This window comes from Pseudogracilibacillus sp. SE30717A, from assembly GCF_037071985.1.
Classification (GTDB): domain Bacteria; phylum Bacillota; class Bacilli; order Bacillales; family Amphibacillaceae; genus Pseudogracilibacillus.
In genome coordinates this window covers 80,586-103,128 of record NZ_JAXHDF010000002.1, presented here as the reverse complement: position 1 = coordinate 103,128, position 22,543 = coordinate 80,586, and the positions used below count along the sequence as shown (strand labels likewise).

The window sequence follows — 22,543 nt, the reverse complement described above, 5'->3', positions numbered from 1 at the left end:
AAGCTTACTTTTCCTCGCGTTGAAAAAATAAATCTGCCTCTTTTTCTATGATAGATGGATCAAATTCACTTGATAAAGGTGGTAGCTCTTCTATGGAAGATAGCCCAAAATAAGTTAAAAATTCAGCTGTTGTTCCGAATAGAACTGGCCTACCAATCCCTTCCTTTCTTCCCACGCTTTCAATTAAAGAGCGTGCAAGTAATGTTTGAACCGCATAATCACTATTGACGCCTCTAATCTCTTCAATTTCTACCCTAGTTATCGGTTGTTTATAAGCAATAATTGCTAATGTTTCAAGTGTTGCCTGTGACATTCTGGTTGAACGTGGATTTTGTAAAAGTTTTTTATAATAATCATTATGCTCAGGTTTTGTAGTCAGATGAAAGACTTCATTTGATTGGATGATAGTCATTCCACGGTTGATATGTTCATAATCAAATTTTAACTCTTCAATTAAATGTTCGACTGTTTCTTCAGCAACCTCTAATACTTTGGCAATTTGATTACTTGTGATTCCTTCATCTCCACTAGCAAATAATAATCCTTCAACAATCCCTTTATATTTAATTGTTTTAACCACTTTTGGCCTCCATTCTGCTTATTAAAATAGGCTGAAAGTGCACATCTTGTTTACAATAAATTTTATTGTTTTTAATTAATTGTAATACTGCTAAAAAAGTAGTAACTATATGGGTCCGATTTGGGAAAGGAAACAATTGATCGAATTCAATTGGATGGTCTGATTTAATTATTAAATTCAGGACTTCTTCCATCCTTTGTTCAATAGAAATTTCCATTCGATTTATTTTTGTTTCCAACGGAGCTCTCCATTGTTTTCGTTTAAGAACATTTCCAAGTGCATTGATCATATCATATATTGACACTTCTCCATTGTTAGTTGAATAATCATTAATAAATTGGTCATCAAATTGGATAGGTGTTCGGGTATACAGTTGGTTTTCTTCCAACTCTTTTTCCTTTAATTCTTCTGCAGCTAATTTATATTTTCTGTATTCAATCAGTCTTGCAATTAATTCATCACGAGGATCCTCTTCATATTCATCCTCATATTCTATTTCTTTTTTGGGTAATAACATGGCACTTTTAATTTCAAGTAAGGTTGCTGCCATTACTAAATATTCACTTGCTACATTTAATTCAATTTCCTGCATGGCAGTAACATAGTTCATATATTGCTCGGTTATTTCAGAGACTGGGATATCATAAATATCAATTTCTAATTCATTCACTAAATGTAATAGTAGATCGAGTGGGCCCTCAAATGTATCTAATTTAACTTGATAAGAACCGTTCATACGTTCATCCTCATTCCAAATTTATATACAAAGATAATTATAATGTATTTTAGCATATATGCCTATACATCCAGTCACCTATCCTCATACGTTATTACTGTAAGATGATTAAACCCCCAAATTTAAAGGAGGAATAGTAATGGGTTATGATGGCGGTTGTGGACGCGGATTTGGTTATGGCGGTGGTTTTGCGTTAATCGTTGTATTGTTTATCCTTCTCATTATTGTTGGTGCAGCTTGGTTATAAAAGAATATTCTTCAGCAAGGCGTAATCCTTGCTGGAGATAATTCATTACAAGTTAATTTCTACATTCACGAATGAGTTCCATGGAATAAAAAACCAGCCTATTTGGCTGGTTTTATTCAAAATTTTTATTTGTTAATTGGTCTGATCCTCTTCGTTATTGGGATCTTTGGAACACTTTTGAAAAAATTGCTGTGTTAACTCATTTCCACAGACATCATATTTTTCTCCATAGATTGCTTTTATTTCTTCCACAATTTTTTTGCCAATACCTATATTACGATAAGAAGGATTCACAGAAATATGTTGAACTACTACATTAAGTTCATCTTCAATTTTCAATCCAATAGCTCCTACTACATCATCATCTTCTCTCCATAAGTAAAGATGCCAGTTAGGATTTGTATCATATTCTTTCATCGTCTGCTGAAGTTGCTTTACATCTTTTTCTACTGGCATAAAGGATAATAAGCCCATTGCAATCTTTTCATGGTTTTTTTTATAACGAATTAACATAAAAAACCCCTCATTAAATTTACTTTAAATATCTTTAAAACAATTTACTGTTTCCATTATATATTTCTCTGTTAATAATGTGAATTATTTTATAAATATTTAACTATTTTGATTCACTTGTCGTAGTTTCGTTTTAACATTAATTTACATATAGTATACCCGTCTGATTGCTTTTGTCCAATTTTTATAGGTATTAAATTGATAAAAAAAATCCATACATTAAATAAGAAAAATATGTATACAACATTAGCAGAAATAAAAGCATGATACACGATAAAAAGTAAAGTCGCTAATAGTAAACTAAACATAGGACCGAGGAGAGCAATAATTATCTTTTCTTTTTTGCTAAACCTTTCTTCTCGTATGGAAGCGACATAACTATTTACTAGAAAAAAGGTATAAATCGTTATGTGAATATTTTGCCAACGCGCTGCCCATAATTTGTTTCCTACTCCTAAAGATAATTGGATAGAAGACGCTTGAAATATTTTTGCTCCAACTGCATGTCCAATCTCGTGAAATAGTAAACTAAAAGGAGCAATTAGAAGAAATAATAGTAAAAAATCAATTGCTATCATTTTTAAGCTTGTACGCTAATTTCCTCAATAATGTCTCCATTTTGCATATTCTTCGCATGCTCTACTCCATTTGTTACTTGTCCGAATACTGTATGAACACCATCTAAATGTGGCTGAGGCTCATGAACAATAAAAAATTGACAACTGCCTGTGTCTTTTCCTGCATGTGCCATAGATAAAGCCCCTTCCACATGGTTATGCGGATTGCCTTCAGTTTCACACTTGATTGTATGACCAGCATTTCCTGTTCCGTTTCCGACTGGACAGCCTCCTTGACTTACAAACCCCGGGATTACTCGGTGAAATGTTAACCCATTATAAAAACCTTCATTAGCAAGTTTCTCAAAATTTTCTACCGTTTTAGGTGCAGCATCCTCATATAATTCGAAATCTATTTTGTCACCATTTTTCATTAAAATATAACCTGTTTTCATTATAACCAAACTCTCCTTTATTATAGCTATTATCCATCACATTGTGATCAAAATTGGAATAAGCTCATTTTATCTAAATATACATTCTACACTACAACGTATTATTCTTCCAGAACTATAGTTGTCTTACAAGTAAGATAAATCATTTTTTACAATATCTGCAACTGTTTCACGTTTTACCACTAATTTTGATTTTCCGTTTTCAACGAAGACAACAGCAGGTCTGGTAAACCGATTGTAATTACTTGCCATAGAGTAACCATAAGCACCTGTTGAAAATACTGCTAAAATATCATTATGTTCTATTTCTGGAACTTTAAGATCCCATATTAACATATCTCCAGATTCACAACATTTTCCTGCAATTGAAACTTCCTTCGTAACCGGCATTTTCACTTTATTAGCAATTACCGCATCGTATTTTGCTTCATAAAGTGCTGGACGAATATTATCTGCCATCCCACCGTCGATTGCAACATAATCTCTTACATCCGGTATTTCTTTCATTGAACCAACTGTGTATAAGGTAATTCCAGCATTACCTACGATAGATCTTCCTGGTTCAATCCATATTTCAGGCAGGGCCATTTGAAGTTTATTTACTTCTTTTTGTACAGCTTTCACAATTTCGGAAACATGTTTCTTATGAGGAATTGGCTCATCATCCTTTGTGTACCTGATGCCGAATCCACCACCAAAATTCATTACTTCAGGGATGAAATTATATTCTTTTTTCCATTCAGAAATTAATTCAAACAATATTTCTACTGCTAACGTAAAGCTTTTCGTAGTAAAAATCTGTGAACCAATATGTGAGTGCAGACCTTTTAATTTAATGCGTTGATGATTTATAAGCCGCTCAAATGCTTTTTGTGCCTGACCGTTTTGTAAGTTAAAACCAAATTTAGAATCTTCATTTCCTGTCATAATATATTGATGTGTTTCAGATTCAATTCCTGGAGTAACTCGAATTAAAACATCTATTTCTTTTTGGTGCTTTTCAAGTAACATTTCTAATAATTCAATTTCGTAAAAATTATCGATAATAATGCAACCGATATTATTTTCAATAGCCATTTCAATTTCCGCTTTACTTTTATTGTTACCGTGTAGGTGAATTTTTTCAACCGGGAAATCTGCTTTTAATGCTGTATATAACTCACCAGCTGATACTACATCTAAGCTTAAGCCTTCTTGTTTGATTACTTGCAAAATAGCTACAGACGAAAATGCTTTACTTGCATAGGTCACTTGCGCTTTGACATTTAAGCTCCGAAAAGTATTCACAAATGTTCGACAGTTTTCTCTAATCTTTTCTACATCGTAAACATAAAGTGGAGTACCATATTCTTTTGCTAAGTCAACTGCATCTAATTGTCCAATTTTTAAGTGTCCTTTTTCATTAACTGAAAATGAATGATTATCAATGATCATCTAAATCCTCCGTGAATAACGTTCTTGTATGGTATAAGATAGTACCATAACGATGTTAAAAACGAAAGAATATTAGCTTATGTGAGCTTAAAAATTAATAATAGAAATAGCTTGTTATGTTGATTTTAAATTATTAATTGTTAATGATCTTTATTTTAACTCTCGTAGCGTGAATTGATAAATAAAACTTGGAAGTATTAAGAAGTTTAGTGATTCACTTCCTAAATTATTTCCGAGTAACTGGTTGCTTAAAAATACTACTATATTCCAAGATTTTATTGTTGTATTTGATATAAACTGTGACGTAGTTTATTTTAAATTCCCTCTTCCAAATATAGATACCGCATCGTTGATTTGCGCTCCGGACAATCGCTTTCACCACAGGCATAAGAGCGACATCAGTTCAAGCAACGCTACCACTTGCTTTCACTGTGTCTCCTTTACCCGCGGGCAACGCTTCAGCGGCCGTATTCATTTTATTTATCCATTTATTTAAATATTATTTTTGCCTGATTCTATCTTTTGGGTGAACAATGCTTGGTCGACTATGTACAAAAGGTACAGGAATTCTTAAAATAAAACGTAATAAAGCAATAGCGTCAAAAGGGATAAGTGGCCAAAAATATGGTGTTTTTAATGTTTTTAAATTTACCCAAAATAAAATACTGAGCGTAAATCCGATTAAAAAACCATTTAACCCAAAGAACATGGTCATTAATAATAAAAATAGCTTTACAATTTTATTAGCTACACTTAACTCATAACTAGGTGTAACATACGTTCCAATTGTGCTGATTGCAACATATAAAATTACCTCTGGACTAAAAAGACCTACAGTTATGGCAATATCTCCTATTAATACCGCTGCAATTAAACCAAGTGCCGTTGCAAGTGGAGTTGGCGTATGTACCGCAGCCATTCGCAAAAATTCTACACCAATATCAGCTAATATTATTTGTAATGGAATTGGAATATGACCAGTCTCCTTTGGTCCAATAAATGACAAGGCATTAGGTAGTAAATCTGGTTCTAAAACAAATAATAACCATACTGGAGTCAAAAAAAGTGAAGCAATTACTGCTAAAATACGAAACCACCTAGTAAACGTACCAACCATTGGAGTTTGTCTATATTCCTCTGCATGTTCCAAATGATCAAAAAATGTCGTTGGCATAATGACAACACTAGGAGATGTATCTACAATGACTACGACATAACCTGACAAAATATGGTGTGCTGCTACATCTGGCCTTTCTGTATACCGCACTAGCGGGAATGGATTCCAATTATAATCGACGAATAATTCTGTAAGTGCTTTATCTGCCATGACAAGACCATCTATATCTATTTTCTGAATCTTTTCTTTTACCAAATTTACATATTCTTCATTTGCTATATCATTAATATAACATACACAAACATCTGTTTTTGATCGTTTACCAACACGAAGCATTTCATTTCTAAGCCGTTTATCCCGTATCCTTCTTCGGATCAAACCTGTACTTTCTACTACATTTTCAGTAAAACCATCTCTCGATCCTCTAATTACTCGTTCGGTATCTGGTTCCTCAGGTTGTCTACCCGGATAATTTCTAACATCAACTACAAAAGCATTTCTTTCTCCGTCTACAAAAATGACAATTAAACCCGATAATAATTGATCTGTTACCTCATCGATTTTATTGATTTGTGTTACCTGCTGGTTAACTAAACGATTTTTAATGATGTCGAACATTTTATCTTCTTCAGATTCAAAATCGTTCGTTTCGATCAGTTCTCTCAAAATTTGGACAATAGTCATATCATCAACTATCCCATTTACATAATATAATTGAATTTCATTTTCTAAAATGATTAACTCTCTAAATCCAATATCATAGGAAATTGTTGCTCCTACTTCAGTTTTCATATATTTTTCATTTATTTTTAAATCTTTCGATACGTACTCTAGTGTCTTGTATTGACCCATTCTACTGCTCCTTTTTCTTACTTATCTGACTAAATATAACCATTGAAATAACGACCCAGTGATTTTGCCGAAAACGATCGCCATTAACAGTAAGAATATATATTTTTCTAATCCGATACGTTTAGACAACAATGGAAACACGTTTAATATTTCAGTTAATGCTGCTGCAAGCATACCATTGAAAATTCCATGAATTGCTCCCCAAAATAGCAACATCATCATTGGTTGATCCCATGTAATAGTTGTAAATGATAAATAAGTACCGAATAATACCCCTAAAATAACAGATGAAGCATATATATTTACGAGTTTCACCGATTTCGATATTTGAACTAATCTAGGGATTACTCCTAAAACAGTTAAGATGGCAACAAATCCGCCTCCAATGATTACTCCGCTCGAAAAGCCGACCATTACTTCAACTAGTTTATAAATATCGTTCTTCCTCATTTAAATTATTTTCATGATAAGCAATATAGTTATCTACATCTTTTTGGTAGTTAAAAATTTCCACCTCTAGTGGACTTGGCTCTTCGTTGAAACGTTTTTTAAACCATTGATTTAAAAATAAGACCATCCCAACTCCTAAACCAATGGAATAAGGGATTTGAATCCATAATGGAAATTCTTCTTTTTTACCTGTAAATATATAATGAATTCTTTGTTGAACTTCCTGCATACTGACATCATAATGAAAATTGATAATCGTCATAGCAGATCCAATGAAAAGTATCAGCCACACAAAACTGATAAGAATTATTGGCGGATTCATAGCTTTTTCTTTCACATGTACAATGGTCTCATTGTATCCGACTAATTCAAATTCTAAATTAGGATATACCTTATTAAAATGGCTTATTATTAGAAAGCAATCGATAAGAACATAGTCATTATCTTCTTCCTTTATTCGATAAATATGTGTATTTTCAATTTTTTCCTTTTCTGGTCCAGTTGTAGATATAAAGGCAATATCTTTTAATTTAAGAGTAGATCCTGGAAGTACCGTTGTTTTCTTTTTCATGCGTAAATAAACAATATTATTCATAAGTATTCACACCCTTTTCATGAGCAAAATAGATTGTATGAATACAAATAGTATGTGTAAAAAAATAAGTAGTATGCAATATAATTTTCTTCAAAAAAACTTTTATAATCAGCAATAAGGTCAGTAGACTATATATCTTCCATTGTTATTATGTTTCATACAGACTATACTTATTTTCTCAGACAACAAAAAAGTTAGTCCCCATTCTACGAATACGAACTAACTCTAAAATTAATCTTTATTGATTCATTTTTTCTTTCATATCTTCTAATATTTTTTTCTCCAGCCTAGATACTTGTACCTGTGAAATTCCTAGCCGTTTGGCAACTTGAGATTGTGTCTTATCTTTATAGTAACGTAAGTATACAATCAATCTTTCTCTTTCTTCCAGGCTACGTATTGCTTCTTCTAATGATAACCTATCAAACCAATGTTTATCATCATTTGCTATTTGATCTAATAATGTAATTGGTTCGCCACCATTTTCATAGACTGTTTCATGAATGGAATGTGGGTATTTAATGGCATCTTGAGCTTGCGCAACCTCTTCAGGTGTTATTTCTAACGCGTCAGCTACTTCTTGAACTGTAGGTGAACGATTTAATGTCTTTGTTAATTCTTCCTTTTTCACTCTAATTTTATTTCCTAATTCTTTAATAGAGCGACTCACTTTTATTGTTCCATCATCCCGAATAAAACGCTGAATCTCACCTATTATCATTGGTACTGCATAGGTTGAAAAACGTACTTCATATGTTAAATCAAATTTATCTATTGACTTAATTAATCCAATGCTACCAATTTGAAATAGATCATCCGGTTCATAACCCCGATTAATAAACCTTTGTACCACCGACCAAACGAGCCGAACATTTTTTTCAACTAAGAGATCTCTAGCCTCTTTATCTCCTTGCTGACTCCTATCTATGAGTTCTCTAACCTGCTCATTCGTTAACATGTTCTTGTCATTATTTTCTTTCACATGTACATTCATTTTGCTCACCTAATGACAAACAGTTTTCGTCTTTGTTAATTGTTTTTTCATTATAAGCGTCGTTCCATGACCTGTTTTTGAAAAAACTTCTAAAGAATCCATAAAGCTTTCCATAATCGTAAAACCCATACCAGATCTTTCCAACTGGGGTTTTGACGTAAAAAGTGGTTCTTTTGCTTCATGAATATTTTCAATACCTACACCTTGATCACTAATTATTAATTCTAATTCATTATTTTTAAATATCGTACATTTAATTTTAATATGACAAGTCGTTTTACCCTCATAACCATGAATTATCGAATTAGTAACTGCCTCTGATACGACTGTTTTAATTTCTGTTAACTCATCCATAGTTGGATCTAATTGAGTTATAAATGCACCAACAGTTGCTCTAGCAAAAGCTTCATTTTCACTTACACTTAAAAAGGTTAATTCCATTTCATTTTTCACGATGCCACCCCCAAGGAATCTAATGCAAATTGTTCATTTTCAGCTAGACGAATAATTTTAAATAGACCAGACATTTCAAAGATACGTCTTATAGCCGGATTTAACGAACAAACAACTAACTCACCACCCATATGGATAATTTCTTTATAACGTCCCAACAACACACCAATTCCAGAACTATCCATAAAGGTCATCTCTTCTAAGTTAAGAATTACATGTTGGACTCGTTCCTCTCTTAATTTTCTTTGCCATGTTTCCCTTAAAATAACTGCTTCGTGATGATCCAATTCCCCGCTCAGTCGAACGACTAAAACATTTTCTATTACTTTAAAGTCAGATGTTAAACTCACTTGTTCTTCAGCCTCCTATCTGTTCATACTAACTTTTTTCGTGATAGTTAAAGTGAATTCCTTCATTTAGACAAAACTAGTAATTTTTCTATAAATTTATTTAGATTCAACTAAATTTTGCTATGTTTTTTATTGAGCGTTTCATTAAATCGAAAAAGGAAGCTACCTCTACTTCTTCTTCAACAATTAAAGGTGATTCAATGATAAGTTCATTGTCTTTCTTAATAAGCAATGTACCTACTTCATCACCTAAATGAATTGGAAGGTCAACATTATTGTTCATTTTAATCTCTGTAGTAAATGGTTGATCAGACTCCCCTTTTTTGTGAAGTAAGCTAATTGGTTCACTCGTTTTCACATCATATGTTAAGTTTTTTGATTGCAGATGTCGTAGATTTGTAACTGTTTCTCCTTTATCAAATAGCTTTTCGGATTCGTAATGACTGAATGCATAATCAATTAAATTCATTGTCATTGTATTTCGGTTTTTAGCAGTATCGGCACCCATTACTACTGCAACTACTCTCATATCATCTTTCTTTGCTGTAGCCGTTAAACAAAATTTCGCCTCACTTGTGTAACCTGTTTTTAATCCATCTACATAAGGATAAAATCGTACTAATTTATTCGTATTAACGAGCCAAAACTCATTTTCTTTCCCTTTGCGTAAATAATCTTCATAAATTGAAGTGTAATTAACAATATCTTCATATTTTAATAACTCTTTCGCGATCATTGCCATGTCATATGCTGTAGAATAATGTTCTTTTGCTGGTAAACCAGAAGAATTTTGAAATTTGGTATTTTTTAAATTTAATTGCTCTACTTTTTTATTCATTAAGTTAACGAACGCCTCTTCGGTTCCTGCAATTCGTTCTGCCAAAGTGACACTTGCATCATTTCCTGAAGCAATAGCTACTGCCTTTATTAGATCTTCAACTGACATCTGCTCTCCTTCAGATAGAAATACTTGAGACCCTCCCATAGAAGAAGCTCGTTCGCTGACAGTTACCATTTCATCTAATGTTAATTTCTTATGTTCAATCGCTTCCATAACCAGAAGTAATGTCATTACTTTTGTCATACTTGCAGGGGGTAGTTTTTGATGAGCATTTTTTTCATAAATTATCTCACCTGTATCACGTTCAATAAGCAGAGACGCTTTCGCATCTTTTGTTAATTCTAATTCTGTCTTCTGTTCTTCAGCCCCGACAGGACTAAATACAAATATTGCAATGAATAGAGCCATGCCTATGATATATGTATATCGTTTCATCTGTTTCCCTCCAACTAATCATATATACATAGGATGACCATTTTTAAAGATCTTTATAACTATTAAATAAATAAAAACATGTATTTTACTACCATACATGTTTTTAAACTATTTTTAATTAATCGTTTCTAATATTAAAGAATCCTTTATTTCGTAATTATCTATTTCAAAACTAGTATCTAATATTCTTTCAATATGAGAAACATCTGAATTGTTTGAGTGAATTGTAAAAAGTGGATCACCTTTAGATACAGTGTTCCCTAATTTTTTATGCACTAAAATACCGACAGCTAAATCAATGACGGAATTTTTCGTTTGTCTGCCTGCTCCCAGTGCCATTGCTGCTTTTCCTAATTGATCAGCAATTAATCGAGTTAGATAACCACTTTCTTTTGCATAATAGATGGTTTTATATGTAGCTTGTGGTAATAAAGAAGGTTCATCGACTACTCTCTCGTCTCCACCTTGCGCTTTAATAAATGTTTTAAAATATTCGGCTGCTCGACCATTTTCAATGTTTTTAAGTAATATGTCTTTCGCTTCTTTAATAGAATCAGCTTTGTTTGCTAAAACTAACATATGACTCCCGAGTTCAACCGATAACTCAGTTAAATCTTTCGGACCTTTCCCTTTTAAGGTTTCGATTGCTTCTTTAACTTCTAAAGCATTTCCGACAGCATAACCCAATGGTTGTTCCATATTAGAAATAATTGCTACTGTTTTTTTGCCGACCATGGTACCGATTTCTACCATTGTTTCCGCCAGTATTTTCGCATCTCGCTTATTTTTCATAAAAGCCCCTGCACCTGTTTTAACATCTAGTACAATTGCGTCTGCTCCTGATGCAATTTTTTTACTCATTATTGAACTAGCTATAAGGGGGATCGAATTTACTGTCGCCGTTACATCTCTTAAGCTATATAACAATTTATCGGCCGGGGCCAGCTTTTCAGATTGCCCAATAATAGCTAGATGATTTTTCTTTACGAGCTCTACAAATTTATCATTTTCTATTTCAACATGAAATCCTTTAATAGACTCAAGTTTATCGATCGTGCCCCCAGTATGTCCTAATCCTCTACCACTCATTTTTGCAACATACACTCCTGCAGAAGCAACTAATGGTCCTAATATTAACGTAGTCGTATCTCCCACTCCACCTGTTGAATGTTTATCTACTTTTATACCTGGAATCTGACTAAGATCAACTATTTCTCCACTTCTTACCATTTCCATTGTTAAATCTGCGCTTTCTCTAGGATTCATCCCTTTAAAGTAAATGGCCATTAATAGTGCGCTCATTTGATAATCTGGAATTGTTCCATTTGTATAGTTTTTGATAATAAATTGAATTTCTGAAGATGTTAACTCAAATCCATCACGTTTTTTTTCGATTACATCATACATATGCATTCGTAATCACCTATTTTCACTAATTTGATGTAAAAAGCTGTCTCCATGTTGTGGTAATTTTATTTTGAAATTATCTGCAATTGTAGCCCCAACATCTGAGAACGTTTTTCGTATTGGTATTTCTTTCCCTTGTTGAAGACCTTTATAATAAGTTAATAGTGGTACATATTCTCTCGTATGGTCGGTTCCATGGTGAGTAGGATCATTACCATGATCTGCTGTAAGGATTAACAGATCGTCGTCTTCAAGGGAGGACAAAATGCCTGACAATTGTCTGTCAAACTGCTCTAATGCTTCCCCATAACCTTTTGGATCACGTCGATGTCCATAAACCGCATCAAAATCAACTAAGTTTAGGAAACAGAGACCTTGAAACTGTTTTTGTACTACATTCGCTAATTTTATCATCCCATCGTCATTATTAATTGTTCGTATTGACTCGGTAATTCCTTCCCCATCAAAAATGTCAGAAATTTTCCCTAACGCAATGACATCATAATTAGCATTCTTTAATTCATCCATTACGGTTGTACCAAATGGTTTCAGAGCATAGTCATGTCGATTAGAAGTTCTCGTAAATGCCCCTAACTCTCCGATAAATGGGCGAGCAATGACTCTTCCAACTAAATATTTTTCATCAAGGGTCAGTTCTCGGGCAATTTCACATATTTTATATTGTTCTTCCAAAGATATAATTTCTTCATGAGCAGCAATCTGTAAAACAGAATCAGCGGACGTATAAACAATTAAAGCTCCTGTATCCATATGCTCTTTCCCTAATTCATCTATAATTGCAGTGCCTGAAGCTGGTTTATTTCCAATGATCTTTCTTCCCGTCCGTTCACTTAACTCATTAATCAGTTCTTCTGGAAAACCTTCAGGAAACGTTTGAAACGGTTTATCAATACGTAAGCCCATTAGTTCCCAATGGCCAGTCATCGTATCTTTTCCAGCAGATACTTCCATCATCTTTGTATAATAACTTAAAGGTTTTTCTGTTGTTTGAATTCCCTTGAGTTCTTTAAGATTTCCAAGCCCTAATTTTTCTAAATTAGGTAAATAGATTCCATCCATAAAGTCAGCTATATTGCCCAATGTATCTGCTCCAATATCATTATACTTTTCTGCGTCGGGAGCTTGTCCAATTCCAACGGAGTCCAACACTACTAAAAATACACGTTTAAATGGTCTCATTCTCTCACCTTTTCTTTTATCCATGATATATATTCTATATTTCTAAAAAATAGTTATGCACGTGGATGAAATTGTTGATACATATCTTTCAATCTTCTTTTTGAAATATGTGTATATATTTGTGTCGTAGATATATCTGCATGACCTAACATCTCTTGAACAGACCGTAAGTCTGCGCCATTTTCCAATAAGTGAGTTGCAAATGAGTGGCGGAGGGTATGCGGTGTAATCTCTTTAGTTAATCCCTTTTGTTGCGCTAATGCTTTAATTATTTTCCAAAATCCTTGTCTGGATAAAGGTCTACCATGATGGTTTACAAATAATGTCGTTTCCGATTTATTCTTTTTTAACAATTCACTTCTCGCGTTATGAAGGTACACTTCAAGTGCATGTTTTGCAAGATCACCAACTGGAATAATTCTTTCCTTATCTCCCTTCCCGACACAACGTACAAAACCCATTGTCAAATGCAGATCTGCTGACTGTAAACTAATTAATTCTGTCACTCGTAAACCTGTAGCATACATCAGCTCCAACATCGCTTTATTTCTAATAGTAAGCGGACTAGTATCTGGTACATCTAGTAGTTTATCAACTTCTTCAGATGAGAGTATTTGTGGAAACAAACGATCAAGTTTTGGCGTCTCGATATGTAAGCTTGCATCTTGATCAACGATCCGATCACGCACTAAAAATTGATGAAAAGATCGAATAGAGGAAATCATTCTTGAAATTGTCGCAGTAGACTTACCAGACTTTTTTATTTTATATAAAAACTCTACAATATCACTACGTTTTATTTGATTCCAATCTTCTATACTATTTTTCTCTTTAATAAAAGTCATATATTGAACTAAGTCGCGACGATAAGAAACAATTGTATTTTCTGCAAGTCCACGTTCAATTTGTAAATAATGAAAAAAATCATCTACTGCATCTTTTAACATATTTATTCTCCTAATCGAAAAAATAAATGGAGTCTATCAATAAATCTTTCTTCTTCACTGAAAACTTTTACAGCTGGTCCTTCAGGTTGATCATATCGATGGTATTGCTCGTATTCATTATGCATGGCGCGTAATCCATAATAAAATAAAAATGTACAACCTAAGAAAATTATTGTAACTTTACATACATCCCATATAATCCGTTTCATTTCTTAAGCACCTTTCTAAAGAATCTTCTATTAGAAAGATATGCCAAAAAAATGTAATTATATACCTTCATTTTACATGATTATCAAAATAGTTGCATGTAAATTACTGCATACCATTGCAATTAAAGAAAAAACGAACATTCATTTAAACATAAATGAAAGTCCGTTATTAATTGACTTCGACAGCTGCCTTTTGACATTGCTTACAAATACCATGAAATGTCAGCCTATGGTCTTTTACTTGGAATTGCCATTCGTCTTCTACAATTTTTTCTACATCACTAAGTAAGTCTTCAATAATCTCTTCTACAGAACCACATTCCATACACACTAGATGGTGATGAAAATGTTCTACACCCTCTTTGCGTAAATCATATCGAGAGACTCCGTCTCCAAAATTAATTTTATCGACAATCTTTAATTCGGACAAAAGTTCTAGTGTTCTGTACACCGTTGCCAAACCTATGTCGGGCGCTTTCTCTTTTACGAGTAAAAATACTTCTTCTGCACTTAAATGATCTTCCTCACGTTCCAAGAGTACAGTTAATGTAGCCTCTCTTTGCGGAGTAAGCTTATAGCCCTTTGCATGTAATTGTTTTTTAATTCTCTCTATTCGCTGCTTCATGGAATTACCCCTCCATCTATCACTTTAATTATAGGCAGACATGAAACAGCTGTCAAAAAATTATCATTTTAAAAAGAGTTTTATTTAATAATTACTCAACTTTACGGCGTGAAATAGATAAATAAACCTTGGTAGTATTAAGAAGGTTAGAGATTCACTTCCTTAGTTATATTTTCAATTAATTGCTTGAAAATAAAACTATATTCCAAAATATTTCGTCATAGCATTTGATGTAAACTGTGTAATAACTGCATCACCTTTATTTTAAAGTCGCTTCAGAAAAATACTTCGCTTTCCGCAGGCACGGCCTCAGCTTCTGTAATTTCTCGTTAACAAGAAACTACAGGGATCTTCCGACGTACAGGATGTACTAGTGCAGACGTTGCCACAGGACGTGGCGTACTTAGTCTGCGTTCCCCTGTCGCTGTTCCTGCAGGAGTCTTTGTATTTTCCCTACGCTAGCATGTAAATTTTTTTCAATAAAGAAAGCATTGTTGTTGCTAGTTTCCTAAATTATGTCAACAGTGACTATCCAAGCGGAGGAAATATGCTAAGCTTTCACCATAGGCATAAGAGCGAAATCTGCTCAAGCTACGTTTACACTTGCTTTCACAGTGTCTCCTTTATCGCCGGGCGGCTGCCCGCCTCCAATATGCTACGCATTGCGTAGACTCCTATAGGCCTATGCTCCCATAGGAGTCTCCACATATTTCATTCACTGGGCGTGCTTGGTAAACAGCTCTGCACATTTTGATACTACTATCACAATGGTTGATTGAAACCGGAGGGCAGTCGACTCCTGTGGGAATAGCGCGAGTCTGAAGACCCCACAGGAAGCGGTCTTTGCTTCCGAGGAGGCTGAAGCCGTGCCCACGGAAAGCGAACTGCACGAAGGCGGAAATCAACGGTGCAGTTACAAGGTTTACAAATTTTCACTACTGCATAGTTTACGTTTTTTGTGCAAATTCGAATTAATCCATGTATCTGTTTAAACTCAGTTTGTTGTGCGAAAGATGAGATAATTATATTATACTGATAATGATTGTATAGCTTGTTTTCAAAATCGATTTAAAAGCTTCATTTGACAAAAACGTTTCAATCACCGAACCTCCGAATGCAATAATGATTAAAAGTAAAAAGACAGCTGTATATTGGAAAAATGGTCTTCCAAGGGAATGTGAAATAGGACGACCAAATAATTTATTTAGTAATGCTAGAGAAAAGATCATCGATAAACTACCCGCAACAATATAAATAGGAATAATGATTATATTTTGTGGAGCGATAGCAACAGATGCTAAGAGCAACCCTTTACCACCTAATTGGTTTACGATAAATCCGACAGAAAAACCAATTACTAAGCCTTTTACAAATACTAATATCCATACAATCGGTACTCCAATTATCGTTAATCCTAATATAAATAATAGAAATAAATACTTTAGATGGAAAAAGAAGCTTCGTTTTAAAATATCTGTACTAGCAATTGTTTCTTCCCCATTAATTTGATTAAAGTAGCGATCTAAGTGAAAAAATAAATCTTGTTTTTGGATAAAATTCATACTATTTACTGTGATTGCCCCGAAGATCACTCCAGTTAAGAATAAAGTTACCATAAAAATATAAATAGTCATATTATCTTTGACGTGATTAATTAGTAGATTTTTTTTAAGATACATTATTATTCCTCCACCCTAGTAAACCCTTAGTATTTAATAGATATGAAAAAAATCTATTTATCATTACAAGAATTTACTATTTTAGAAAAATAAATTGCATCCGCTATTAATTAATTGGCTTATTTATTGTTATCCGCCCGTATTTACCTCCACCGCCAGCTTCTATATTATGTTCACCATTTCTCATATCAATGATAAGGTCAGCTAATTTAAGCGGTATAACCTCTTTTAATTGTTCGTAGGATACATGATGGACTACATTCATTTCCGTGTGAAAATGATCCAGAAGTTTTTCAAACGTTTTAGGTCCTAATCCAGGTAGATATTCTAACGGTATTTGATAATAATATGGTGGACGTTCCACCTTCGGATTAAAAGAATCCTGCAATTGCTTAATTCGGTCATAAACACCATTAGTAATTTTTTTTGAAAAACAATGTGGACAGTACTCATTGTTAAAATCGACATGCTTATTACACTGTTGGCAAACGGTTAGATAATATTTACCAAGCTTAGGATTCATTCCATAATTAGCAACGATTTCTCTCCCTTTAGATGAATGTAATGCCAAGTAAAATTCTTTAAAGGAAGGTTTCTTCATTTTAATGATTTGATATTCACGAGCTATTTTTTGTAAAGAATGACTGTCTGAGTTTGTTAAAAACGTGTAGGAATGTAATTCTTTAATTTGATCAGCCATCATTGTATCGGAACTTAAGCCAAGTTCAATACCATCAATTAAGTCAGGATCAAATACTTCTACCAGTGATTTATCAACACCTTTACCGTACAAACTTTTAAAAGGTGTAAATACATGAGCTGGAATAAAAATACCTGATAATTCCTTTACTTTATATTGTAATTCTTTACCAGTTCCATAATATCTTTGGGAACTTAAACTGACATTTTTCATTTTTGTTGATAACCATTTTGTAAATTTATGAATGGAGTTTAATGTAGGAAAATAACATAATACATGGATTGGAGCCTTGCATTGTTCGTCATATACTTCAATTTCCGCACCCATGATCAATAGTACATCTTCAAATTTAATTCCTCCATCGACTAATTGTTGTGCTTGTCCATTCTCTAATAATTGAAAGATTTCTTGTTGTACAGCAGGAGATTGACAATCAATAACTCCGATCATTTCAATCCCTTTTCTTCTACTAGACTCCTTTAATATACTTGTTAATGTTAATTTACTGGACGCAGTAATTTTTACTGGACCATTGTATATATCTCTACCTATATGAATATGCATGTCTGCAAAGTAATTATTTAACATATTATCTCATTCCTAGTAATTTTAAATATGCAATAGCATATACCGTTTTTGCATCATAAATCAGTTTATCGGTCATATACTGTTCCGCTTCAGGGAGTGTTAATTCTATTAATTCGATAAATTCGTCTTCATCACAAGCGACCTCATTTTTTAATTTTTGTAATTGATCTGTAAAATAGATATGAATAATTTCATTACTAAAGCCCGGTGAAGTAAAGAAAGAAGTAACATAGGTTAACGTATCTGTTGTATACCCTGTTTCCTCTTCCAGCTCTCTTTTTGCTGTTACTTCTGGCGCTTCATCCAATTCAATTTTGCCTGCTGGTATTTCAATAAGGGATCTATCTAAAGGTTTACGGAATTGTTCTACAAAAATTATTTTACCATCTGATGTTACAGGTATCACAGCAACTGCTCCTGGATGTTTTACAATCTCACGCTTTGATACGTTTCCATCAGGAAGTTTTACTTCATCTACTTGAACTGATATAATTTTCCCATCAAAAATCTTTTCGGTTGTTAATGTTTTTTCTTCAAATTTTCTCATAAGTAACCTCTCATTTATTATAGTTATATATATTTTAACATATTTAGCGCTATTTTTAGTTGTGATTAGAACTTGTAGTTCGTACAATAAACTTATCATATTAAGGAGGTCGTTATCGATGCGTAAGAATCGGGTTGGACGATCAGATATCTTTATTTCTCCTTTGTCTTTAGGTTGTATGTCTTTACCACTTGAAAATATGAAACTTGCTGAGAAAATAGTAAATTATGCACTTGAAAGAGGGATTAACCATCTTGATACAGCTGACTTATATCAATTTGGAGAAAATGAAAAAATAATAGGCAACATCGTAAAGAACCGTCGTGAAGAAGTTGTTCTTACCACAAAAGTTGGAAATCATTTTGATAAAGATGAGAAAACCTGGTATTGGGATCCTACTAAACAATATATAAAACAAGCTGTAGAAGCTAGTCTAAAACGTTTAGGTACAGATTATATTGACCTTTATCTACTTCATGGTGGAACAATTGATGATCCTATTGATGAAACAATTGAAGCGTTTGAAGAATTAAAACAAGCCGGTACCATTCGTGCCTATGGCATTTCTTCTATCCGACCAAACGTCATAAAAGAATATGTAAAAAAATCAAATATAGACGTTGTTATGATGCAATACAATATGTTAGATAGACGACCAGAGAGTTTATTTGATTTATTACAAAAAAATAAGATAAGTGTGTTAGCTCGCGGACCATTGGCAAAAGGATTATTAAGCGAGCAAGCTGAACATTACATTAATAAAAAAGGAAAAGATGGTTATTTAGCGTATACGCAAAACGAGCTTTACGAGACCATACAAAAAATACAGCTTTTTAATGAGCCTTTGGCGAAATTAGCGTTACAGTATATTTTAAATTCATCACCTGTAATTAGTGCTGTGTTTGGTGTAAGTACATTAGCTCAATTAGAAGAGAATTTAAATTATATGAACGAACTTTCAATGAATGAATGTAAACTTGAAAAAATTAAGAAATTAACGAAGTCGTTTTATTATAATGCTCACGTGTGAAAGAAAAATAAAAGCTATCTATTCTATAAAACGAGTAGATAGCTTTATTTAAGTCGGAAAAAGTCATCTTCTTTTACCTTTGATAAAATCATCTCTTACATCATCTTTATTTTCTTCCTTAAATCTGCCATGACGTTCATTCTTTTCCCCATGTTCACTTGTACTTACTTTTACATTTACTTTTGTTTCTCCAATCACTTTGACCACAAATTCTCTTTCCACTTCCACAGCAATCCTATTTCCATGGTCTTCAATTTTACACTGTAAACAATTCGGCTGCTGAACAACCTTAGCGATCACATCATAATCATCATGTAAGCAATTCTCATCCCTATTTGATAGTTCTATTTCGTCACAGTAGTCAACCGTTTCAGAAACAACTTCTGTTTTTGTATTATCATTAAAGGAATACCAAATATTTATATCATAACTACCATGTACTTCAACAATATCGGGTGTTTTTTTCTTTGCATGATATCGATGATTAATTACCCAGCACCCTAATATGCTGGATGGTTTATGTGATGGTGTTATATGGTTACATGATTTTGTTAATTTCCGACCTCTTCCACATACCGCTTTCGTTATAATCTCTCTATAGTCACTATCAAGAAAAGTCATTGTTACGTATACCTCCTCTTTTGTCATAGTCATTTTATGCAAGACAAATACCTAAGGTGCATACGGAATAAATAAATCTAAAATTTTACATAAGATTAGTGACAAGATAGAAAAAGGAGATTGAACATAACTAAACTGTTCATGTTAAAGTTAAATTGAGGCAGAATCCGAGCAGTCGCACAGTTTATGGAAAGAATATATCTCAAAAAAAAGTAGCCAATCGAAATTGGAAAGACAAACTACTAAGTTTGGTCCAATTTCTGACTTGGCTACATACTTATTAATTACCGCAAGATGATTTGTTTTTTAACTTAGATCCTGTTTCACCAGATAATAAATCTCCATTTGTATCACGGATAACATGATTAGTTACTTCTCGCGCAATTGTTCCTGATACGAGTTGTAACACATCATTAACAACGACTTGAATTTCTTTAAATTCCTGAACAATTGGAATGCTGTCTAATTCTTCTTGAACAGTATCTATTTCAGTTTCAACTTTATTAAGTGCTTCCGTTTTTTCATAAGCTTGTAAATTTACTGCTTGTTTTTGTAATCTCTTAATACGTGAAATTAAACGTTGAATCTTTTCATTTTCGTTAATCTTAGCTTCAACTTCTTTAAAACGTTCAATTTCTTCGGTTTTTGCAAGCATAGATGCTAGTTCTTTCGCTTCATTTATTACTTCTTTTCTAGTATATTGTGCCATATTAGTTCACCTCAATAGCCTTTTTCACAAGTTCTCCGTTTAATGACCATGTTTTTGCTTCTGTAATTTTTACTTCAACTATTTTACCAATAATAGACTTTGGTCCTTTAAAATTAACTACTTTGTTTTTCTCTGTATAACCTGCAAGAACAGTATCATCTTTTTTACTTTCTCCTTCAACGAGCACTTTCACTGTCTTTCCTTCATATGATTTCATAGAAGCGGCAGATTGCTTATTTACTAATTCATTTAATCGCTGAAGTCGTTCTTTTTTCACATCCATCGGAATGTCGTCCTTTTGTACTGCTGCAGGTGTCCCTTCTCTTGGAGAATAGATAAATGTATATGCCGCTTCAAAACCGACTTCTTCCATTAATGACATTGTTTCTTCAAATTGCTCATCTGTTTCGTTTGGAAAGCCAACAATGATGTCTGTCGTCAGCGTGACATTCGGGATAGCTTTTTTAATTTTTTTCACTAATTCCAAATAGGATTCTCTCGTATATTTACGGTTCATTTTTCTTAAAATATAACTACTGCCTGATTGTACAGGTAAATGAATATGATCTAATAAATTTCCACCTTGGGCTAACACTTCAATTAAATGATCGTCAAAATCCCGAGGATGTGAAGTTGTAAATCTTACACGTGGAATATCAATTTTATGCATATCATTCATCAGATCAGCAAATTTATAATCAATATCTTCAAAATCTTTCCCATAAGCATTAACATTTTGTCCAAGTAAAGTAACTTCTTGATAACCTTGAGCAGCTAAATGTCTGACCTCTTGAATAATATCTTCAGGTCTTCGGCTCCGTTCTTTACCGCGAGTCATTGGCACAATACAATACGTACAGAATTTATCACATCCATACATAATATTTACCCATGCCTTAATTTTTCCGTGTCTCACTTTTGGAAGGTTTTCAATAATGTCTCCTTCTTTAGACCAAACTTCTACAACTTGCGCTTTGCTGAACATAGCTTCTTGAATTAGATTTGGTAAACGGTGAATATTGTGAGTGCCAAAAATCAGATCTACCTGCTGATGTTTTTTTAGAATTCGATTTACGACCGATTCTTGTTGAGACATACATCCACAAACGCCAATAATTAAATCAGGTTTTTCCACTTTTAATGATTTCAGATGTCCAATTTCACCAAACACTTTGTTTTCTGCGTTCTCTCTAATAGCACAAGTATTCAATAAAATAATATCCGAATCTTCTGCTCTTTCTGTAGGCTCATAACCCATCTCCGTTAAGATACCAGCCATTACTTCTGTATCATGTTCGTTCATCTGGCATCCATATGTTCGAATAAGAAACTTCTTACCTTCTCCTATTTGACGGAGATTATCCGATATTTCAAAATCATAATGGACTTCTATTTTATCTCGTCCTCGTTTACGTGCTTTTTTTATATCTGGTGGAGTATACGTTGTTTGAAAATAATGAGCAAAGTCTTCTGTTGTTTTTTCGGATAATGGTTTGTCCTTAGTGGATTTTCTGTCCATGGACAAATCCTGCTTAATTTGCGCTTGCTCTTTACGTTGTTGCTCGTTCATTATTTAGCTCCTTCCTTATTCGTAAAAACATATATTCATCTAACTAGTATATAATCTTTACGATAATTACACAACGAATGATGTTATCAGATTCCTTTTTTT

The 22,543-nt window shown here is 33.2% G+C and carries 26 protein-coding genes; 2 read left to right on the top strand and 24 right to left on the bottom strand.

Going from position 1 to position 22,543, the window contains the following annotated elements:
• Positions 1-4: 4 nt before the first annotated feature.
• Both scpB and SPD48_RS03235 read right to left on the bottom strand, forming a co-directional pair.
• Entirely contained in the window at positions 5-580 is a 576-nt protein-coding gene (scpB, locus tag SPD48_RS03240; RefSeq protein ID WP_336256628.1) for an SMC-Scp complex subunit ScpB, read from the bottom strand.
• On the bottom strand, positions 573-1,316 hold the full coding sequence (locus SPD48_RS03235) for a segregation/condensation protein A (protein WP_336256627.1): 744 nt from the start codon (positions 1,314-1,316) through the stop codon (positions 573-575). The genes scpB and SPD48_RS03235 overlap by 8 nt, the downstream gene beginning before the upstream one ends.
• A gap of 139 nt (positions 1,317-1,455) precedes the next feature.
• Between SPD48_RS03235 and SPD48_RS03230 the strand changes: the two genes are divergently transcribed.
• Positions 1,456-1,563, top strand: coding sequence for a YjcZ family sporulation protein (locus SPD48_RS03230; protein ID WP_336256626.1), 108 nt, complete (start codon positions 1,456-1,458; stop codon positions 1,561-1,563).
• A gap of 132 nt (positions 1,564-1,695) precedes the next feature.
• Here the strand turns inward: SPD48_RS03230 and SPD48_RS03225 are convergent, their stop codons facing one another.
• The 19 genes from SPD48_RS03225 to SPD48_RS03135 form a co-directional block, all read right to left on the bottom strand.
• Positions 1,696-2,076, bottom strand: coding sequence for a GNAT family N-acetyltransferase (locus SPD48_RS03225; protein WP_336256625.1), 381 nt, complete (start codon positions 2,074-2,076; stop codon positions 1,696-1,698).
• Between the two features lie 113 nt (positions 2,077-2,189).
• On the bottom strand, positions 2,190-2,654 hold the full coding sequence (locus SPD48_RS03220) for a M50 family metallopeptidase (RefSeq protein WP_336256624.1): 465 nt from the start codon (positions 2,652-2,654) through the stop codon (positions 2,190-2,192).
• 2 nt (positions 2,655-2,656) lie between these two features.
• Complete coding sequence (locus SPD48_RS03215) at positions 2,657-3,088, bottom strand: peptidylprolyl isomerase (RefSeq protein WP_336256623.1); 432 nt, start codon at positions 3,086-3,088, stop codon at positions 2,657-2,659.
• 126 nt (positions 3,089-3,214) lie between these two features.
• Positions 3,215-4,522 carry a diaminopimelate decarboxylase gene (gene lysA, locus SPD48_RS03210; protein ID WP_336256622.1) on the bottom strand — a complete coding sequence of 436 codons (1,308 nt, stop codon included), beginning with the start codon at positions 4,520-4,522 and terminating at the stop codon, positions 3,215-3,217.
• Between the two features lie 499 nt (positions 4,523-5,021).
• On the bottom strand, positions 5,022-6,491 hold the full coding sequence (locus tag SPD48_RS03205) for a spore germination protein (RefSeq protein ID WP_336256621.1): 1,470 nt from the start codon (positions 6,489-6,491) through the stop codon (positions 5,022-5,024).
• A gap of 21 nt (positions 6,492-6,512) precedes the next feature.
• Entirely contained in the window at positions 6,513-6,941 is a 429-nt protein-coding gene (locus SPD48_RS03200) for a stage V sporulation protein AB (protein ID WP_336256620.1), read from the bottom strand.
• Positions 6,919-7,536, bottom strand: a complete 618-nt coding sequence (locus SPD48_RS03195; protein WP_336256619.1) for a stage V sporulation protein AA — start codon at positions 7,534-7,536, stop codon at positions 6,919-6,921. The genes SPD48_RS03200 and SPD48_RS03195 overlap by 23 nt, the downstream gene beginning before the upstream one ends.
• A 238-nt stretch (positions 7,537-7,774) precedes the next feature.
• Entirely contained in the window at positions 7,775-8,530 is a 756-nt protein-coding gene (gene sigF, locus SPD48_RS03190) for an RNA polymerase sporulation sigma factor SigF (RefSeq protein WP_336256618.1), read from the bottom strand.
• 9 nt (positions 8,531-8,539) lie between these two features.
• Positions 8,540-8,983 carry an anti-sigma F factor gene (gene spoIIAB / locus SPD48_RS03185; protein WP_336256617.1) on the bottom strand — a complete coding sequence of 148 codons (444 nt, stop codon included), beginning with the start codon at positions 8,981-8,983 and terminating at the stop codon, positions 8,540-8,542.
• Positions 8,980-9,333 (bottom strand): anti-sigma F factor antagonist, encoded by a 354-nt coding sequence (gene spoIIAA, locus SPD48_RS03180; protein ID WP_336256616.1) that lies wholly within the window; start codon positions 9,331-9,333, stop codon positions 8,980-8,982. The genes spoIIAB and spoIIAA overlap by 4 nt, the downstream gene beginning before the upstream one ends.
• Positions 9,334-9,439: 106 nt before the next feature.
• Entirely contained in the window at positions 9,440-10,609 is a 1,170-nt protein-coding gene (locus tag SPD48_RS03175; protein WP_336256615.1) for a D-alanyl-D-alanine carboxypeptidase family protein, read from the bottom strand.
• A gap of 114 nt (positions 10,610-10,723) precedes the next feature.
• A complete protein-coding gene (locus SPD48_RS03170; RefSeq protein WP_336256614.1) occupies positions 10,724-12,022 on the bottom strand; it encodes a pyrimidine-nucleoside phosphorylase in 1,299 nt (432 codons plus the stop codon).
• Between the two features lie 6 nt (positions 12,023-12,028).
• Complete coding sequence (deoB, locus tag SPD48_RS03165; RefSeq protein WP_336257003.1) at positions 12,029-13,216, bottom strand: phosphopentomutase; 1,188 nt, start codon at positions 13,214-13,216, stop codon at positions 12,029-12,031.
• 53 nt (positions 13,217-13,269) lie between these two features.
• Entirely contained in the window at positions 13,270-14,163 is an 894-nt protein-coding gene (xerD, locus tag SPD48_RS03160; protein ID WP_336256613.1) for a site-specific tyrosine recombinase XerD, read from the bottom strand.
• Between the two features lie 2 nt (positions 14,164-14,165).
• The gene (locus SPD48_RS03155) at positions 14,166-14,372 is read right to left on the bottom strand and encodes a YqzK family protein (protein ID WP_336256612.1); all 207 of its coding nucleotides are present in this window, start codon (positions 14,370-14,372) and stop codon (positions 14,166-14,168) included.
• Between the two features lie 169 nt (positions 14,373-14,541).
• Positions 14,542-14,997 (bottom strand): ferric iron uptake transcriptional regulator, encoded by a 456-nt coding sequence (gene fur, locus SPD48_RS03150; RefSeq protein ID WP_336256611.1) that lies wholly within the window; start codon positions 14,995-14,997, stop codon positions 14,542-14,544.
• Positions 14,998-16,019: 1,022 nt separating this feature from the next.
• Positions 16,020-16,676 (bottom strand): stage II sporulation protein M, encoded by a 657-nt coding sequence (gene spoIIM, locus SPD48_RS03145; protein WP_336256610.1) that lies wholly within the window; start codon positions 16,674-16,676, stop codon positions 16,020-16,022.
• 106 nt (positions 16,677-16,782) lie between these two features.
• Positions 16,783-17,964, bottom strand: coding sequence for an endonuclease Q family protein (locus SPD48_RS03140; protein ID WP_336256609.1), 1,182 nt, complete (start codon positions 17,962-17,964; stop codon positions 16,783-16,785).
• Position 17,965: 1 nt separating this feature from the next.
• On the bottom strand, positions 17,966-18,511 hold the full coding sequence (locus SPD48_RS03135) for an NUDIX hydrolase (protein WP_336256608.1): 546 nt from the start codon (positions 18,509-18,511) through the stop codon (positions 17,966-17,968).
• 118 nt (positions 18,512-18,629) lie between these two features.
• Between SPD48_RS03135 and SPD48_RS03130 the strand changes: the two genes are divergently transcribed.
• Complete coding sequence (locus tag SPD48_RS03130; RefSeq protein ID WP_336256607.1) at positions 18,630-19,541, top strand: aldo/keto reductase; 912 nt, start codon at positions 18,630-18,632, stop codon at positions 19,539-19,541.
• A gap of 63 nt (positions 19,542-19,604) precedes the next feature.
• Here SPD48_RS03130 and cotE read toward each other — a convergent pair whose 3' ends face one another.
• From cotE to miaB, 3 genes are all read right to left on the bottom strand, one after another.
• The gene (gene cotE, locus SPD48_RS03125; RefSeq protein ID WP_336256606.1) at positions 19,605-20,162 is read right to left on the bottom strand and encodes an outer spore coat protein CotE; all 558 of its coding nucleotides are present in this window, start codon (positions 20,160-20,162) and stop codon (positions 19,605-19,607) included.
• A 280-nt stretch (positions 20,163-20,442) separates the two neighbouring features.
• Complete coding sequence (locus SPD48_RS03120) at positions 20,443-20,871, bottom strand: RicAFT regulatory complex protein RicA family protein (protein ID WP_336256605.1); 429 nt, start codon at positions 20,869-20,871, stop codon at positions 20,443-20,445.
• 1 nt (position 20,872) lies between these two features.
• Positions 20,873-22,390, bottom strand: coding sequence for a tRNA (N6-isopentenyl adenosine(37)-C2)-methylthiotransferase MiaB (miaB, locus tag SPD48_RS03115; protein ID WP_442962107.1), 1,518 nt, complete (start codon positions 22,388-22,390; stop codon positions 20,873-20,875).
• Positions 22,391-22,543: the final 153 nt, after the last annotated feature.

What these genes read in the sequence shown, in the direction of transcription:
- SPD48_RS03235 (WP_336256627.1), bottom strand. Translation starts at nt 1,316, where the DNA reads ATGAACGGTTCTTATCAAGTTAAATTAGATACATTTGAGGGCCCACTC.
- SPD48_RS03230 (WP_336256626.1), top strand. Translation starts at nt 1,456, where the DNA reads ATGGGTTATGATGGCGGTTGTGGACGCGGATTTGGTTATGGCGGTGGT.
- SPD48_RS03225 (WP_336256625.1), bottom strand. Translation starts at nt 2,076, where the DNA reads ATGTTAATTCGTTATAAAAAAAACCATGAAAAGATTGCAATGGGCTTA.
- SPD48_RS03220 (WP_336256624.1), bottom strand. Translation starts at nt 2,654, where the DNA reads ATGATAGCAATTGATTTTTTACTATTATTTCTTCTAATTGCTCCTTTT.
- SPD48_RS03215 (WP_336256623.1), bottom strand. Translation starts at nt 3,088, where the DNA reads ATGAAAACAGGTTATATTTTAATGAAAAATGGTGACAAAATAGATTTC.
- lysA (WP_336256622.1), bottom strand. Translation starts at nt 4,522, where the DNA reads ATGATCATTGATAATCATTCATTTTCAGTTAATGAAAAAGGACACTTA.
- SPD48_RS03205 (WP_336256621.1), bottom strand. Translation starts at nt 6,491, where the DNA reads ATGGGTCAATACAAGACACTAGAGTACGTATCGAAAGATTTAAAAATA.
- SPD48_RS03200 (WP_336256620.1), bottom strand. Translation starts at nt 6,941, where the DNA reads ATGAGGAAGAACGATATTTATAAACTAGTTGAAGTAATGGTCGGCTTT.
- SPD48_RS03195 (WP_336256619.1), bottom strand. Translation starts at nt 7,536, where the DNA reads ATGAATAATATTGTTTATTTACGCATGAAAAAGAAAACAACGGTACTT.
- sigF (WP_336256618.1), bottom strand. Translation starts at nt 8,530, where the DNA reads ATGAATGTACATGTGAAAGAAAATAATGACAAGAACATGTTAACGAAT.
- SPD48_RS03175 (WP_336256615.1), bottom strand. Translation starts at nt 10,609, where the DNA reads ATGAAACGATATACATATATCATAGGCATGGCTCTATTCATTGCAATA.
- SPD48_RS03170 (WP_336256614.1), bottom strand. Translation starts at nt 12,022, where the DNA reads ATGCATATGTATGATGTAATCGAAAAAAAACGTGATGGATTTGAGTTA.
- deoB (WP_336257003.1), bottom strand. Translation starts at nt 13,216, where the DNA reads ATGAGACCATTTAAACGTGTATTTTTAGTAGTGTTGGACTCCGTTGGA.
- xerD (WP_336256613.1), bottom strand. Translation starts at nt 14,163, where the DNA reads ATGTTAAAAGATGCAGTAGATGATTTTTTTCATTATTTACAAATTGAA.
- SPD48_RS03155 (WP_336256612.1), bottom strand. Translation starts at nt 14,372, where the DNA reads ATGAAACGGATTATATGGGATGTATGTAAAGTTACAATAATTTTCTTA.
- fur (WP_336256611.1), bottom strand. Translation starts at nt 14,997, where the DNA reads ATGAAGCAGCGAATAGAGAGAATTAAAAAACAATTACATGCAAAGGGC.
- spoIIM (WP_336256610.1), bottom strand. Translation starts at nt 16,676, where the DNA reads ATGTATCTTAAAAAAAATCTACTAATTAATCACGTCAAAGATAATATG.
- SPD48_RS03140 (WP_336256609.1), bottom strand. Translation starts at nt 17,964, where the DNA reads ATGTTAAATAATTACTTTGCAGACATGCATATTCATATAGGTAGAGAT.
- SPD48_RS03135 (WP_336256608.1), bottom strand. Translation starts at nt 18,511, where the DNA reads ATGAGAAAATTTGAAGAAAAAACATTAACAACCGAAAAGATTTTTGAT.
- SPD48_RS03130 (WP_336256607.1), top strand. Translation starts at nt 18,630, where the DNA reads ATGCGTAAGAATCGGGTTGGACGATCAGATATCTTTATTTCTCCTTTG.
- cotE (WP_336256606.1), bottom strand. Translation starts at nt 20,162, where the DNA reads ATGACTTTTCTTGATAGTGACTATAGAGAGATTATAACGAAAGCGGTA.
- SPD48_RS03120 (WP_336256605.1), bottom strand. Translation starts at nt 20,871, where the DNA reads ATGGCACAATATACTAGAAAAGAAGTAATAAATGAAGCGAAAGAACTA.
- miaB (WP_442962107.1), bottom strand. Translation starts at nt 22,390, where the DNA reads ATGGACAGAAAATCCACTAAGGACAAACCATTATCCGAAAAAACAACA.